This is a genomic window from Aliiroseovarius sp., assembly GCF_965228805.1.
GTDB lineage: Bacteria > Pseudomonadota > Alphaproteobacteria > Rhodobacterales > Rhodobacteraceae > JASBTN01.
Window position 1 is genome coordinate 2293903 of record NZ_CBDDIE010000003.1, and the last position, 15219, is coordinate 2309121.

Below are 15219 nucleotides of genomic sequence, written 5' to 3' on the forward strand. Positions count from 1 at the left end.
TGGGGGCGGGTTTTCCCGACCTGCGACCCGCTGCCCCTCCCAATGCCACCGCAGGGACCCTATCTTGGGGGCATGAAACGTCTCCTGAGCACCCTGGCCCTGTGCCTCTTGCCGCTTCCGGCCCTGGCCGATTGCGTGATCCTGCTGCATGGGCTGGCGCGCAGCCCGACATCGTTGCTGGTGATGGAGGAGGCGCTGCGTCAGGAAGGCCATGACGTGGTCAACATGGGGTATCCGTCGACCGAGGCGCCGATCGAGACCCTGGTCGAGGCGGCGATCCCGCCCGCGGTCACCCTGTGCGGGGACCAGAAGGTGCATTTCGTCACCCATTCGATGGGCGGTATCCTGGCCCGGGTCTGGCTGGAAGAAAACCGCCCTGCCGACATGGGCCGCGTCGTCATGATGGCCCCGCCCAACCATGGCAGCGAACTGGTGGATGCCTTTGGTGATCTGGAGCCCTTCGCCTGGATCAACGGCCCGGCCGGGCTGCAGTTGGGCACCGGCGCGGATTCGGTGCCCAATGCCACCGGCCTGCCCGCATTCGAGCTGGGCGTGATCGCCGGAAACCGGTCGATGAACCCGATCTATTCGGCGGTGATCGAGGGCGAGGACGACGGCAAGGTCAGCGTGGAAAGCACGCGCATCCAGGGCATGACGGATCATATCGTGCTGCCGGTCACCCATACGTTCATGATGGTGAACCCCTTGGTCGTCGCCCAGGTGATCGGCTTTCTGGACAAGGGCACCTTCGAACACGGTCTGACCTTTGCCACGGTGCTGGAACGGATTGCAGAAGAGGCGGGGTACCGCTGAGCCTTTGGGCGCAACACATTCGAATTGCTATATATTCAGCTGAGGGTTGCGTGCCCTTGCGGTCACGCGGCCCAACTCATTGCCGGCGGGAACTGGACCATCCCCCGTCTTACCTGTCACTGCTGTGCAAGATTGTCCGCCCCGTTTTCGGGGTGGCGCGTAGGCGGAGATGAGTTGGGACAATGATGAAACAGACACTTCTTTTGGCGGCAACCGCCGTTGGCCTGTCGGCCGGGATTGCCCAGGCAGAATTCGCCGTGGGCGGCTGGGTCAACCTGGAATACGAAGATCAATACGGTGACTACCGCAAGACCCTGCGCGGGGACGTGCTGGCGACCTATGGCACCCAAGGTGGGTTGACCTTTGGTGTCGGCCTGAGGGGCGACCTGGAGGATTCAGGGGATACCTCGGGCTTCGAACGGCGTCGCGGCGGGGTCTATGGCCTGGTCTCTTTCGGCGATGGCATTTCCAGCTTTGGCGAAGTCACGGTGAGCTATGGCGACATCTGGGGCGCGGGCAACCTGTTTCCCGAAGAGTACTTCGGCTTTGATGATACCACCTCGACCGACGACGATACGCTGCGTGTCGACCTGAAATTCGGCAACCACCAGATCGCCTTCTCGAACGACTTCAACGGGGTGAATGCGGATTGGGAGTTCGGATATCGAGGCCGGTTCGGCGCCTATGCCGTGGCGGTGGGATATGAGAACGACTCCGAAGATCTGGGTATCCTGATCGGGCGCAAGCTGAACGACCAGTTCGCGGTGCACCTGGCGATCGTCGAAGACCTGGATGAAAGTGAGGATGCGGCGGACCACCAGGGGATCTCGCTCATCTACACGCCGAATGACCGGTTCACGCTTGGCCTGAATGCGGCGCGGTATAACGAAGGGTTTCATTCCGCCGGTGTGCTGGTGTCCTACACCACAGACCGCGTGATCCTGAAGGCGGAATATGTGAAATTCCACGACGATGACGATGACCAGTTCGAGTTCGGCGTGGTCATTCCCTTTGGCCGTACGCAACCGGCGCATGACGCCCGCTTTACCTTTACGGATTACACCGGGTTCGGCCTGTTCTGAACTGACCTCACCGCAAGACAAAAAACGCCCCCGGAGCCAGGCTTCGGGGGCGTTATCGTTTCTGCTCGTCGATTGCGTCAGACCGCCTGGCTGTGCCCGGACGCGTTCATCTCGTAGGCATCAAAGTGACGCGCGATGATGCGGGCGAGCGGCTTGGCGTGCTCCTTGATGGTCAGCACCCCGTCCACCAGCGTGGTGGTGTCCGGCATCGCCTCATCCAGCCCTGCGCACATGGCCAGTAGCTCGTCGAGGCTGGCGTCCAGCTCGACGGCCACCTGGTTCAGGTCGGCGCGGAAGTCACAGAGGATCAGCTCGATGATGCGGCCGCGCAGGTGGTCGTCGCGGTCGAACACGTGACCGCGGGCCGAGGCCAGTTCACCCGCGCGCACGCGGCCCTGGTACTTGCCGGTGGCCGGTTCGTTCTGCGCATAGCCCTGCGGGTAGCGGCTGATCGAACTGGCGCCGACACCGATGAGCACCTCGGACTTGTCCTCGGTATAGCCCTGGAAGTTGCGGCGCATGCTGCCGTTCTGATGGGCGACCTCGAGCCCGTCCGTGGGCAGGGCGAAGTGGTCGATGCCGATCTCGGCAAAGCCATCGGCGAGGAACAGCTCGCGCGCGGTGTTGAACAGCTCCAGGCGACCTTCCGGCGAGGGCAGGGCCTCGGTCGGGATCAGGGTCTGGCGCTTGGCCATCCAGGGCACGTGGGCATAGCCGAACAGCGCCACGCGGTCCGGGCCCAACGACAGCAGCTTCTGCACCGAATCTGCCATGCGTTCCTTGGTCTGGTGCGGCAGCCCGTAAAGGATATCGGCATTCAGCGAGGTAATGCCGCGTTCGCGCAGCCCTTCGACTGCGTCCTTGGTGATCTCATAGCTCTGCGGGCGGCCGATGACTTCCTGGATCATCGGGTCGAAATCCTGCACCCCGATCGAGGCACGGTTCATGCCGGCCGCTGCCAGCGCGTCCAGACGGTCGCCGTCGATCTCGTTCGGGTCGATCTCGACCGAGAACTGGGCATTGTCCGCGAGCGGCGCCATGTCCTTCACTGCAGCGGCGAGGTCCGTGATCATCTCGGGTCGCAAGAGGGTCGGCGTGCCGCCGCCCCAGTGCAGGTGCTCGATCTTGACCCCGGGCGCCAGGCGCTCGGCGATCTGGGCAAGCTCCATCTTGACCGTGTCCACATAGGCCTGGACCGGCTCGGCATTGGCCGTGCCCTGGGTGCGACAGGCACAGAACCAGCACAGGCGCCGACAGAAGGGCACGTGCACGTAGAAGGAGATCGTCGCATTTTCGGGGATTGCACGGATCCAGTCACCGACGGTGTCGGCGCTGAAACCCGGCTTGAAATGCGTGGCGGGCGGGTAGCTGGTGTATCGAGGCACACGGGCGTCAAATAGCCCCAGCTGTCTGAGTTGCGTCAGGGTCTGCATTCGAATAGGATTTAGAGGAACCGACGCGCACTTCCTTGATCAGGATCAAGTTACCCCAACATGAACGACATTGCCTTTGCTTCGAGGGAATGCGGCTCCTGCCCCATTCGCCACCGCGCCGTCTGCGCCCGCTGTGAGGCGGACGAGCTGGAGCGGCTTGAAGAAATCAAGTTCTACCGGACCTATGAGGCCGGGCAACCGGTGCTATGGGCCGGAGATCAAATGGAATTCGTCGCCTCGGTGGTCAGCGGCATCGCCTCGCTGAGCCAGACGATGGAAGACGGGCGCACCCAGATGGTGGGCCTGCTGCTGCCGTCGGATTTCATCGGCCGCCCGGGGCGCGACGCGGCGCCCTTCGACGTGGTGGCGGTGAGCGACCTCACGATTTGTTGTTTCCGCAAGAAGCCGTTCGAGGGGCTGATGACCTCGACGCCCCACATTGGCGCGCGGCTGCTGGAGATGACGCTGGACGAACTTGATTCGGCCCGCGAATGGATGCTGGTACTGGGGCGCAAGACCGCGCGCGAGAAGATCGCGAGCCTGCTGTCGATCCTGGCCCGCCGCGATGCCTCCCTGCGCAAACAGGCGCCCAGGGACGGGATGAGTTTCGATCTGCCCCTGACCCGCGAGGCGATGGCGGATTACCTGGGGCTGACACTGGAAACCGTGAGCCGCCAGATCTCGGCCCTCAAGAAATCCGGCGTGATCGTGCTGGAAGGCAAGCGCAAGGTCATGGTGCCCGACCTCGAGGCGCTGATCGACGAGACCGGCGACGACATGGATGGCGGGCTGATCGTCTGAGCAGGGCGAGCCCCGGCCCCGGCTTCGGCGCCGTCGGGCCCTTTCATCTTTCCTGAAATATCCCGGGGTGAGGCCGATAGGCCGAGGGGCAGTGCCCCTCCAACTTCCGTGCCAGCGACATGGCCCTCCTGGGCAAAGCCCACTGTCGCCCTCCGCAAGCTACGCAGCTCTCGCGGTGCAAGCACCGCTGTCGCCCTCCGCAAGCTACGCGGCTCTCGCGGTGCAAGCACCGCTGTCGCCCTCCGCGCGTTTTGCCGAGCAAAACGCGCTACGCCCAACCCCTGGCAAGCCGCAGGCGCGGGCAGGGGGCGGGAGCGCTCCCTTTGCCGGTGCAACGTTCGGGCGAGGCGATTCGCTTAACAGGCGAATCGGGGCCCGTCAGTGGGCCATCAGCACCGGAACTTCGGCCACTTCCAGCATATGTCGGGTGGCGCCGCCCAGAATCGATTCGCGGAAGCGCGAGTGGCCATAGGCGCCCATCACAACCATATCCGCGTTCTTGTCGCGCACATGGCGGTTCAGGATGTCGGACACGCGCGGCATGGTCTTGGCCAGCACCGAGACTTCGGCGCGCACCCCGTGGCGGGCCAGCATCTGGCTCAGCGCGCCGCCGGGGTCCGAGCGTTCCGGCCCGTGCTGCGGCGGGTCGATGATGGCGATCGACACCAGCTCGGCCGCCTGCAGGAAGGGCAGGGCGGCGCGGATCGCGCGCAGCGCCTCGGCGCTTTCGTTCCAGGCGATGACGATCCGTTCGAACTTTGCGGGCACCTCGACCGCGTCCGGCACGATCATGACCGGCACGGCGCCATTGAACAGTGCAGCTTCGGTGATTGCCTCCAGATCATGGCCACGCCCTTCGCCGTAAGGCTTCGGCAAGACGACAAGATCCGTGAACCGGGTGCGATGGGCGACCAGGCCGGGCAGGGCGACCATCTGTGCCGACAGGCCGGTCGCGGCCCAGGGGAAGAGCGCCCCGTCCAGCTGTTCCTCGGCGTGTTTTTCCAGTTTGACCGCATCCTCGCGGGCCTGAGCCATGTTGTCCTGCACCACCATCGCCGAGGCTCCGGCGTAGTAGAACCCCGGCTGGGTGCGGTCGAGCCCCAGGCAGAGCACGTCCAGATGCGCCTCGCATGTGCTGGCAAGCCTGCCCGCTGCGGCGAAGGAGGATTGGTTCAGTTTCGGGTCGGTCAGAAGGGTCGTGATGGTGCGATAGGCCATGGCACTCTTTTCCAAGCGGTTTCGTTATCGCTGACAGAGTGCCTTTCAACCCCCTGCGGCGCTTTGACATGGGTCAAGGGCATTGCTCGGCGGGCCAATCCGTTGCATTTGACATGGATCAAGGCGGTCTGGACCCCAGGGGTTCAAACCGTCGACAGTCGCGAAGTGCCCCTTTGACCGACCTGGGTGGGGCGCACAAAGACAAAGACGAAGGGACGCAAAATGTGGGATTACCTGAAATTGGTGGCATTCGGCCTTGTGGCCGTCCTTGCCGCCTATGCAGCAAGTCAAGCCCGCGACGTAGCCTACTTGGTTCACGCCATTCTGGTTATGTTGATCGGGGGCGGCATGTTCGTTTATTCGCTGCGGCGAATTGGCGAGCCGAAAGCCGAAAAGACCGGATATCTGGACGCACCGATCCGCATCGGTGTGGCGCTGACCGCCTTCTGGGGCGCGGTCGGCTTCCTGGTGGGCACGTTCATCGCCTTCCAGCTGGCATTTCCGAGCCTCAACTTCGGCTGGGCCGAAGGCTACCTGAACTTCGGGCGTCTGCGCCCGCTGCACACCTCGGCGGTGATCTTCGCCTTCGGTGGCACCGCGCTCATTACCTCGAGCTTCTACGTGGTGCAGCGCACCTCGGGCGCGCGTCTCTGGAATGACGGGCTGGCCTGGTTCGTGTTCTGGGGCTATCAGGTGGTGATCCTGCTGGCCGCGACCGGCTACCTGCTGGGCGCCACCCACGGCAAGGAATATGCCGAACCCGAGTGGTACACCGACCTGTGGCTGACCATCGTCTGGGTTGCCTACCTGCTGGTCTTCATGGGCACGCTGATGAAGCGCAAGGAGCCCCACATCTACGTTGCCAACTGGTTCTACCTGTCCTTCATCATCACCGTCGCGATGCTGCACGTGGTCAACAACCTGGCCATTCCGGTGTCGATCTTCGGCTCGAAATCGGTGCAGGTGATGGCCGGTGTGCAGGACGCCATGACGCAGTGGTGGTACGGCCACAACGCGGTGGGCTTCTTCCTGACCGCGGGCTTCCTGGGCATGATGTACTACTTCGTGCCGAAACAGGCCGAACGCCCCGTCTTCTCGTACAAGCTGTCGATCATCCACTTCTGGGCGCTGATCTTCCTGTACATCTGGGCCGGTCCGCACCACCTGCACTACACCGCTCTGCCGGACTGGGCCTCGACCCTGGGCATGGTGTTCTCGGTCGTCTTGTGGATGCCCAGCTGGGGCGGCATGATCAACGGCCTGATGACCCTGTCGGGCGCCTGGGACAAGCTGCGCACCGATCCGATCATCCGCATGATGGTCATCTCGATCGGCTTCTACGGCATGTCGACCTTCGAGGGTCCGATGATGTCGATCCGCGCGGTGAACTCGCTGTCGCACTACACCGACTGGACCATTGGTCACGTGCACTCCGGTGCTCTGGGCTGGAACGGCATGATCACCTTCGGTGTCCTGTACTTCCTGACCCCGAAACTCTGGGGCCGTGCGCGCCTGTACTCGAACACCCTGGTGTCCTGGCACTTCTGGCTGGCCACCATCGGCATCGTGCTCTACGCCGCGTCGATGTGGGTCACCGGCATCATGGAAGGCCTGATGTGGCGTGAAGTTGATGCGCAGGGCTTCCTGGTGAACTCCTTCGCCGACACCGTGGCCGCGAAGTTCCCGATGTACGTGGTGCGTGGCCTGGGCGGGGTGCTGTTCCTGTCTGGTGCACTGATCATGTGCTACAACCTGTGGATGACCGTGAAGCGTTCGCCGGCTGCGGAAGCAGTCAGCACCGGCGCTGCCGCGGCTCCGGCTGAATAAGGAGGGCCGGACAGATGGCAATTCTCGACAAACACGTCGTTCTTGAAAAGAACGCAACGCTTCTGCTGGTCTCTTCGCTGCTGGTCGTCACCATCGGTGGCATCGTGGAAATCGCGCCGCTCTTCTACCTCGAAAACACCATCGAGGATGTGGAAGGCATGCGCCCCTACACGCCGCTCGAGCTGGAAGGCCGGAACATCTATATCCGCGAAGGCTGCTATGTCTGCCACTCGCAGATGATCCGTCCGATGCGCGACGAGGTGGAACGTTATGGTCCCTACTCGCTGGCCGCAGAAAGCCAGTACGACCACCCGTTCCAGTGGGGGTCCAAGCGGACCGGGCCGGACCTGGCCCGCGTCGGCGGCCGGTATTCGGACGAATGGCATGTGGATCACCTGGTGAACCCGCAGTCGGTCGTGCCGGAATCGGTGATGCCGAAATACGCGTTCCTGCTGGACAACCTGCTGACCCCGGAAAGCAGCCATATCGCCGATGTGGTGGCCACCAACGCCTTCGTGGGTGTGCCCTATACCGACGAGATGCTGGAGAACGCCGAAGCCGACTGGCTGGCTCAGGCGGATCCGGACAGCGACTATGACGGTCTGCTGGAGCGTTACGGCGAAAATGTGCAAGTGCGCAATTTCGACGGCAAGCCGGGTGTGTCGGAGATGGATGCTCTGATCGCCTATATGCAGATGTTGGGCACCCTGGTCGACTTCTCGACCTTCACGCCTGACGCAAGCCGGTAAGGGGGCGGACATGGACACCTATTCCATTTTCCGCGAAATCGCCGATAGCTGGGTGCTCCTGGCCATGTTCCTGTTCTTTCTCGGCGTCTGTGCCTGGGCTTTCCGCCCGGGCGCACGCGAGACCCACAAGGACATCGCCAACATCCCGTTTCGTCACGAAGACAAACCTGCCGGTGACGGGGAACTCCCCCGCGCTCAGCACTAAGGAGACCCGGCAATGAGTAAAAAACCTGTTGAAAAGAAAGAGGTCGAAACGACCGGCCACGAGTGGGACGGTATTCAGGAGTTCAACAACCCGCTGCCGCGCTGGTGGGTGTGGGTCTTCTATGCGACCATCGTCTGGGGTGTCTGGTACACCATCGCCTATCCCGCCTGGCCGCTGATCCAGGGGGCGACCGCCGGTTACCTGGGCTTCTCGACCCGCGCCGAGGTTGCGGCTGACATCGAAGCGTTCAAGGAGATGAACGCCGAGCTGGAATCGCAGATGGCCTCGGTCGACCTGACCACGCTGGAACCGGGCTCGGGCCTGCACAACTATGCGATCCAGTCGGGGGCCTCGACCTTCGCGACCTGGTGTTCGCAGTGCCACGGCTCCGGTGCCTCCGGTATCGCCGAGGGCAACGGTTACCCGAGCCTGATCGACAACGATTGGCTTTGGGGTGGTGACATCGAAACCATCGCGACCACGATCCGTCACGGGATCCGGTCCGAGGATGACGATGACACGCGCTATTCGGAGATGCCCGCCTTTGGGGACGATTTCCTGGAAGACGCGGAAATCGCCAATGTCGTGGCCTATGTCATGTCCCTGTCGGACATGTCGGCGGTCAATGGCGATGCGGCGGCTGGCGCAGAAGTGTTCCTGGACAACTGTTCGTCCTGCCACATGGAAGACGGCACCGGCGACCGCGAGCAGGGCGCCCCGAACCTGGTCGACGCGATCTGGCTGTATGGCAAAAGCGAAGCCGAGGTCACCGCGATCGTGTCCGAAGGTCCGTTCGGCGTGATGCCCGCATGGAGCGTCAAACTGTCCGATAGCCAGATCAACGCTGTTGCGGCATATGTACACCAACTGGGCGGCGGCGAATAAGCTGGCCAGTTCCTGATCCGGGGCCTCACTCCCCGGACGGCACCGATCCCTGATCCTGTTCGCGCGTTTCTCCGGGGTCGGTGCCACCAGATACGGGGGGCTGGGCTGACGAAGTCCAGCCCCCAGCCACATCCTCCGCCGTCATATCTGCGCGAGGTGGCATCCCCCGTGATGCCACCTGTGCGGCACCCCTTAAAACAAGGGTCTGGCGCGGCGCCGCGACCGATTGCTTAACACTGTAGCTAACGGTGGCCGAATGTCGCAATGCCAAACCTGTTTTTAGAATATATCTATTGATTCAGGTCAAAGCCCCCCCGGCCTGCTTTTCTCTAGAAGGGGGCAGCCAATACCAGGATCGGATACCGTCCATGTCAGACGCCCCTGAACAGCTATATGCAGCCCGCGAACCCGTCTTTCCAAAACGCGTGAAAGGACCGTTTCGCTCCTTCAAGTGGTGGGCGATGGGGGTGCTGCTGGGCATCTATTACCTGCTGCCCTGGGTGCGTTGGGACCGTGGCCCGAACCTGCCGGACCAGGCCGTGCTGGTCGATATGGCCAACCGCCGCTTCTTCTTCTTCTGGATCGAGATCTGGCCGCATGAGTTCTATTTCATCGCCGGGCTGCTGATCATGGCGGGGCTGGGGCTGTTCCTGTTCACCTCGGCCTTCGGCAGGGTCTGGTGCGGCTATGCCTGCCCGCAGACGGTCTGGACCGACCTCTATATCCTGGTCGAACGCTGGATCGAGGGTGACCGCAACGCCCGCCTGCGCCTGCACAAGCAGAAATGGAACCTGCAGAAGATCCGCCTGCGCCTGACCAAATGGGTGGCCTGGCTGCTGATCGGCCTGGCCACAGGCGGCGCCTGGGTGTTCTTCTTTGCCGACGCGCCGACCATCGCGGTTGAGCTGGTCACCGGCACCGCCCACCCCATGGCCTATTCCTTCGTCTTTACCCTGACCGCGACCACGTTCTTCTTCGGCGGCATCGCGCGCGAACAGATCTGCATCTATGCCTGCCCTTGGCCGCGCATTCAGGCGGCGATGATGGACGAGGATACGATCGTCGTTGCCTATCGCGACTGGCGCGGCGAACCCCGCGGCAAGGCGCGCAAGGGCGATACGACGGAGTATGGAGATTGCGTCGACTGCATGGCCTGTGTGAACGTCTGCCCGATGGGCATCGACATCCGCGACGGCCAGCAGCTGGAATGCATTACCTGCGCCCTGTGCATCGACGCCTGCGACGACATCATGAAGAAACTGGGTCGCGAACGCGGGCTGGTGGATTACATCGCGCTGAAGGACGAACAGAACGAACGCGCGGGCAACCCGAAGACGCCGATCATCAAGCACATGCTGCGCCCGCGCACGCTGCTTTACACCGGGCTCTGGGCCCTGGTCGGCGTGGCGCTGACCGTGGCGCTGTTCATCCGCCCGGCGCTGGAGGTCACCATTCGCCCGGTGCGCAACCCCACCTATGTGACCCTGGCCGATGGCTCGATCCGCAACACCTATGAGATCGGTGTGCGCAACCGTCATGGCGACGACCGGCCCTATTATTTCGCGCTGTCCGACGGCACCGATCTGAAGATCGAACTGGAAGGCACCGACGAGCTTGTGGTAATTGCCGAAGCCGACGAAGAGAAGAAGGTCCGCGTCTATGTCATCGCGCCCAAGGGCAGCGACATGGCGACACGGGATCGGTCGGACCTGCGCATCTGGATCAAGGATGGCGTGACCGGCGACCGGACCTTCAAGGACACGGTGTTCAACGGACGGGGGCGCTGAGCGATGAGCGAGAACGGGGAAAAGCCGGAGTTTGAGCTGAAGGGCAAGCATGTGCTGGCCATCACGGTGTCGGCTTTTGCCGTGATCATCGGGGTAAACCTGTTCATGGCGTTCAGCGCCGTGGGCACTTTCCCCGGGCTCGAGACCAAGAACTCCTATGTCGCCTCGCAGCAGTTCGACCGGCTGCGCGAGGCGCAGGAGGCGTTGGGCTGGACGGTACAGGCGGAGATCGAGGGCGAGCAGCTGATCATCGACATCAAGGATGCCGAAGGCGAGGCGGTCGAGGTCTTGCGCATTGCCGGGATTTTCGGCCGTGCCACCCATGTGAAGGACGACCAGACCCCGGAGTTCAACCGCAGCTCTTCCGGCGCCTATGTGGCCCATGTGGGCGCGCTGGGCGGGGGATACTGGAACTTCCGCATGGAGGCCACCGCCAAGGACGGAACACCGTTCCAGCAGCTTCACCAGATCTATATCGCGGGGCGCTGAGCCATGTCCGTGCCGATTTCCGCCTGTCCGGCCTGTGACGCCGCACCGCTTGCCGAAGAGCAGGCGGGCAAGGGATATCGGGGCAACGGGGCGGAGGCGCAGCGGCTGATGCTGTCGCTGCCGCAGATCTATTGCGCGGCCTGTATCTCGGGCGTGGAACGGGGCCTGGCGACGCAGCCGGGCGTGCGCTCGGCCCGGGTGAACCTGACCCTGAAACGCGCCACGGTCGAGGCCGACCCGGATGTCGAGGCGCAGGACCTGGCCGATTACCTGACCGGCATCGGCTTTGAGGCCTATGAGCTGGACGGTGTGGCCCTGTCGGCGACCGAGACCGACAAGCAGGGCCGCGATCTGCTGATGCGTCTGGGCGTGGCGTTTTTTGCCATGATGAACGTCATGCTGCTGTCGGTCGCGGTCTGGTCCGGCGCCACCGATGCGACACGCGACCTGTTCCACTGGATTTCGGCAGGCATCGCCATTCCGACCGTGGCGTTCTCGTCCCAGGTCTTCTTCAAATCCGCCTGGTCCGCACTGCGCGTTGGGCGGCTGAACATGGACGTGCCGATCTCGCTGGCGATCCTGCTGGCGGTGGGCATGTCGATCTTCGAGACGATGAACTCGGGCGAACACGCTTATTTCGACGCCGCGCTGTCCTTGACCTTCTTCCTGCTGGCCGGGCGCTATCTGGACTACCGCACCCGCTCCGTGGCCCGTTCGGCCGCCGAGGAACTGTCGGCGCTGGAAGTGCCGCGTGCCCATCGGTTGACGGATGAGGGTGAAGAGGTGATCTCGGTGGCCGAACTCAATGTCGGCGACATCGTGCGCGTGGTGCCAGGTGCGCGCGTGCCGGTGGACGGCGTGGTTGTGACCGGCGAAAGCGAGTTGGACCGGTCCCTGCTGACCGGCGAAAGCCTGCCTGTGCCGACCGCGCCCGAGGGCACGGTGATGACCGGCGAAGTGAACCTGACCGGCCCCCTGACCGTGCGCGTGACCGCCGCCGGGCGCGACAGCACGCTGCACCGTATGGCCGATCTGGTCGCCATCGCGGAAACCGCGCGTAACAAATACACCTCGCTGGCCGACAAGGCCGCCGCCGTCTATGCGCCGGTCGTGCATCTGCTGGCGCTGGCGGCTTTCCTGTTCTGGGTCTGGTACTCGGGCGGTGACTGGCGCATGGCGATGAACATCGCGGTTGCCACACTGATCATCACCTGCCCCTGTGCGCTGGGCCTGGCTGTTCCCGCCGTGACCACCGCCGCCTCGGGCACCCTGTTCAAACAGGGTATGCTGTTGAAATCCGCCACCGCGATGGAGCGTCTGGCGGAGGTTGACCATGTGGTGTTCGACAAGACCGGCACCTTGACCGAGGGCAAGCCGGAGCTGGACGATCTGGGCACGCACAAGTCTGACGACCTGTCGGTGGCCCTGGCCCTGGCCGAGGGTAGCTCGCACCCGCTGGCCCAGGCCCTGACCCGCGCGACCCGCGCCGCCGGGGTCACCCCCGCCACGCTGGAGCGGGTGAAGGAGATCCCGGGCAAGGGTATCGTGGCCGACTGGCAGGGGCGCGAAGTGCGTCTGGGCCGGGCCGAATGGCTGGGCGCCAATGCGGTAGGGCAGACCGCCACCTACCTCAAGATCGGCGACCGCCATGCGGTGCCCTTTACCTTCACCGACGCGCTGCGGGACCGCGCGGACGAGGCGATTGCCGCGCTGAAGGCGCAGGGCATTGCGGTCACGCTGATCTCGGGCGACGTGCCCGCCGCCGTCGCTGACATTGCCGGGCGCGTGGGCATTGCCGACTGGCAGGCCGATACGCTGCCCGAGGACAAGGCGGCCTACGTGGGCCAGCTGGCGAAAGCGGGCCACAAGGTGCTGATGGTGGGCGACGGGTTGAATGACACCGCCGCCCTGGCTGCCGCCCATGTGTCGATTTCTCCGGCCTCGGCGCTGGAGGCCACGCGGGTCGTGTCGGACATCGTTCTGCTGGGCAGCTCGCTTGCGCCGCTCGGCGGCTCGGTCGCGCTGGCGAAATCCGCCACCCGCCGGATCAAGGAGAACTTCGGCATCGCGGCGGGCTACAACGCCATCGCCATCCCGATTGCGCTGATTGGCCTGGCCACCCCGCTGGCCGCCGCCTTGGCCATGTCGCTGTCTTCGATTACAGTGTCCGTCAACGCGCTGCGCCTGAGGAAATCATGAACGTCCTGGTTTATCTGATCCCGATCTCGCTGCTGCTGGGCGGCCTGGGCTTGGCCGCTTTCTTCTGGACCCTGAAGAGCAGCCAGTACGACGACCCGGATGGCGACAGCCACCGCATCCTGTCGGATCGCTGGGACGACGCCCCGCCCGAGGATTGATCCGGGACTGACCCGGACGCTCCGGGCCTGCCAAACGCTACCGTATGTCAGATCAGATGCAGGTCGCGCGCCAGCATCGCCGCGTGGGTGCGGTTGCGCGCGCCAAGCTTGCGGATGATCGCCCGCACATGCATCTTCACCGTGACTTCCTGCACGTTGAAATCATGGGCGATTTCCTTGTTCTGCATGCCGTTGCAGATCCCCGCAAGCACCTGCAGCTCGCGGTCGGACAGCTGCGAGGTGATCGCGTTGGCGGTCTCGTCACGATGCCCGTCCAGCATCGACAGGCGCATGCCGCCCGCCAGCAGATGCACCGCGTGGCCCAGCAGGTTGGGATCAATATCGGCGGGCAGAATACCGACCGCGCCCGAGGTCATGATGCGTTGGGCAAGTTCGGTGGTCCCGGCCTGCAACAAGACGCCCAGAGGGCGCGGGCCAAGGGCCTGGCTGATGGCCTGAATGCCCCTATGCCCATTTGCGCCGGGCAGGTCGAACTCCATCAGCACGACGTCCCATTCGACCCCGTTCACCCCGTGTTTTGCCAGGGCCTCAGCGCTGTTAACCTGCGTCATCTGGATGTTCGGATGCGCTTCGGCAACCGCGGCGATGCTTGCACCGCCCCATTCCTCACTCGCTGCGACGAGTACTTTCAAATCTTACACCCTTTCCCCTAAGGACAATCGTCCGTCGGGCAGCCAACCACTGGTTGCATGATTGGCACAACGGCAAGGTGAGGTGTACCTATCAATAAGGATAAGGTTTTATTGCTTTTTTTAGCGATTGTTCAGAGGTTTTTCCCTGAATTGCGACGATCCGGCGGGAAGTCTGTGCAGAATGCGAAGGTTTCCCCCTCGTCAGGCCAAACCCGAGAGTTTCACATGGATTTCGCAAAGAGAATCAGTGCCTAACGCGCCTCGGTTCGGGCAATCAGCTCCAGCACGGCGGGGCCCATCGCGGCGACCACCAGGCGCACGCCCTCAGCATTCGGGTGCAGTCCGTCGGCTTGCAGGTAGGTCGCGACGACGGTCTCGCGGTTGGGCAGGTTGCTCAGACCTTGCAGGAAATCTGGGAACAATGCGGCGCCGTATTGTTCCGAAAGCGCCGGGTAGATGGCATCGAAACTCTGCTGGTAGGTGGTGCCGAAGTTGCCGGTGGCCTTCTGCCCGACCAGAAGCACCGGCAGGTCACGTGCGGTGAGTTGATCGAGGATCGAAGCCAGGTTCGCTTTGGCTGCCGGGGCCGGGATGCCGCGCAGGATGTCATTGCCGCCAAGCGCAACGATCACCGCGTCGACTTCGTCGGTCAGCGACCAGCCCAACCGGGCCGCCCCGCCCGCGGTGGTGTCGCCCGACACACCTGCATTGATCAGCTGTACCTCGGCCCCGTTGTCTGCCAACCAGGCCTGCAGTTGAGGTACGAACCCCTGATCGGCAGGCAGCCCGTAGCCATGGGTCAGGCTGTCGCCAAGGGCCAGAATGGTCACCGGTTCCGCGCGGGCGGGCAGCGCCAGGGTCAGACCCGTCAAAACCAATGCAATTGCCGTCTTGAGAATGCCGCGCATGGCCCCATATCC

15 protein-coding genes are annotated in these 15219 nt (G+C 63.7%); 11 read left to right on the forward strand and 4 right to left on the reverse strand.

Annotated features, from left to right (window positions below; translation table 11 throughout):
- Nucleotides 1-72: 72 nt before the first annotated feature.
- Nucleotides 73-813, forward strand: a complete 741-nt coding sequence (locus ACO07D_RS12225; RefSeq protein WP_421703224.1) for an esterase/lipase family protein — start codon at nt 73-75, stop codon at nt 811-813.
- A 185-nt stretch (nt 814-998) separates the two neighbouring features.
- The gene (locus ACO07D_RS12230) at nt 999-1895 is read left to right on the forward strand and encodes a hypothetical protein (RefSeq protein ID WP_421703225.1); all 897 of its coding nucleotides are present in this window, start codon (nt 999-1001) and stop codon (nt 1893-1895) included.
- 77 nt (nt 1896-1972) lie between these two features.
- On the opposite strand, the gene hemN is transcribed toward ACO07D_RS12230, so the two are convergent.
- Entirely contained in the window at nt 1973-3328 is a 1356-nt protein-coding gene (gene hemN, locus ACO07D_RS12235) for an oxygen-independent coproporphyrinogen III oxidase (protein WP_421703226.1), read from the reverse strand.
- A 60-nt stretch (nt 3329-3388) separates the two neighbouring features.
- Here hemN and fnrL point away from each other — a divergent pair, with 60 nt between their 5' ends.
- Nucleotides 3389-4129 (forward strand): transcriptional regulator FnrL, encoded by a 741-nt coding sequence (gene fnrL, locus ACO07D_RS12240; RefSeq protein ID WP_421703227.1) that lies wholly within the window; start codon nt 3389-3391, stop codon nt 4127-4129.
- Nucleotides 4130-4507: 378 nt separating this feature from the next.
- Here the strand turns inward: fnrL and ACO07D_RS12245 are convergent, their stop codons facing one another.
- Nucleotides 4508-5347, reverse strand: a complete 840-nt coding sequence (locus ACO07D_RS12245) for a universal stress protein (protein WP_421705026.1) — start codon at nt 5345-5347, stop codon at nt 4508-4510.
- A gap of 222 nt (nt 5348-5569) precedes the next feature.
- On the opposite strand from ACO07D_RS12245, the gene ccoN reads away from it, so the two are divergent.
- From ccoN to ccoS, 8 genes are all read left to right on the forward strand, one after another.
- Nucleotides 5570-7174, forward strand: coding sequence for a cytochrome-c oxidase, cbb3-type subunit I (gene ccoN, locus ACO07D_RS12250; RefSeq protein ID WP_421703228.1), 1605 nt, complete (start codon nt 5570-5572; stop codon nt 7172-7174).
- Between the two features lie 14 nt (nt 7175-7188).
- A complete protein-coding gene (gene ccoO / locus ACO07D_RS12255; protein ID WP_421703229.1) occupies nt 7189-7923 on the forward strand; it encodes a cytochrome-c oxidase, cbb3-type subunit II in 735 nt (244 codons plus the stop codon).
- A gap of 10 nt (nt 7924-7933) precedes the next feature.
- Entirely contained in the window at nt 7934-8128 is a 195-nt protein-coding gene (locus ACO07D_RS12260) for a cbb3-type cytochrome c oxidase subunit 3 (protein ID WP_421703230.1), read from the forward strand.
- A gap of 12 nt (nt 8129-8140) precedes the next feature.
- Nucleotides 8141-9013: a cytochrome-c oxidase, cbb3-type subunit III gene (ccoP, locus tag ACO07D_RS12265; RefSeq protein ID WP_421703231.1), complete on the forward strand. Its 873-nt coding sequence runs from the start codon at nt 8141-8143 to the stop codon at nt 9011-9013.
- Between the two features lie 368 nt (nt 9014-9381).
- Nucleotides 9382-10800, forward strand: coding sequence for a cytochrome c oxidase accessory protein CcoG (gene ccoG, locus ACO07D_RS12270; protein WP_421703232.1), 1419 nt, complete (start codon nt 9382-9384; stop codon nt 10798-10800).
- A 3-nt stretch (nt 10801-10803) separates the two neighbouring features.
- A complete protein-coding gene (locus tag ACO07D_RS12275) occupies nt 10804-11289 on the forward strand; it encodes a FixH family protein (RefSeq protein WP_421703233.1) in 486 nt (161 codons plus the stop codon).
- 3 nt (nt 11290-11292) lie between these two features.
- Complete coding sequence (locus ACO07D_RS12280) at nt 11293-13488, forward strand: heavy metal translocating P-type ATPase (protein WP_421703234.1); 2196 nt, start codon at nt 11293-11295, stop codon at nt 13486-13488.
- Entirely contained in the window at nt 13485-13646 is a 162-nt protein-coding gene (gene ccoS, locus ACO07D_RS12285; protein WP_421703235.1) for a cbb3-type cytochrome oxidase assembly protein CcoS, read from the forward strand. Before ACO07D_RS12280 ends, ccoS begins: the two co-directional genes overlap by 4 nt.
- Before the next feature lie 47 nt (nt 13647-13693).
- On the opposite strand, the gene ACO07D_RS12290 is transcribed toward ccoS, so the two are convergent.
- The gene (locus ACO07D_RS12290; RefSeq protein WP_421703236.1) at nt 13694-14299 is read right to left on the reverse strand and encodes a DNA-binding response regulator; all 606 of its coding nucleotides are present in this window, start codon (nt 14297-14299) and stop codon (nt 13694-13696) included.
- A gap of 251 nt (nt 14300-14550) precedes the next feature.
- Nucleotides 14551-15207 carry an arylesterase gene (locus ACO07D_RS12295; protein WP_421703237.1) on the reverse strand — a complete coding sequence of 219 codons (657 nt, stop codon included), beginning with the start codon at nt 15205-15207 and terminating at the stop codon, nt 14551-14553.
- Nucleotides 15208-15219: the final 12 nt, after the last annotated feature.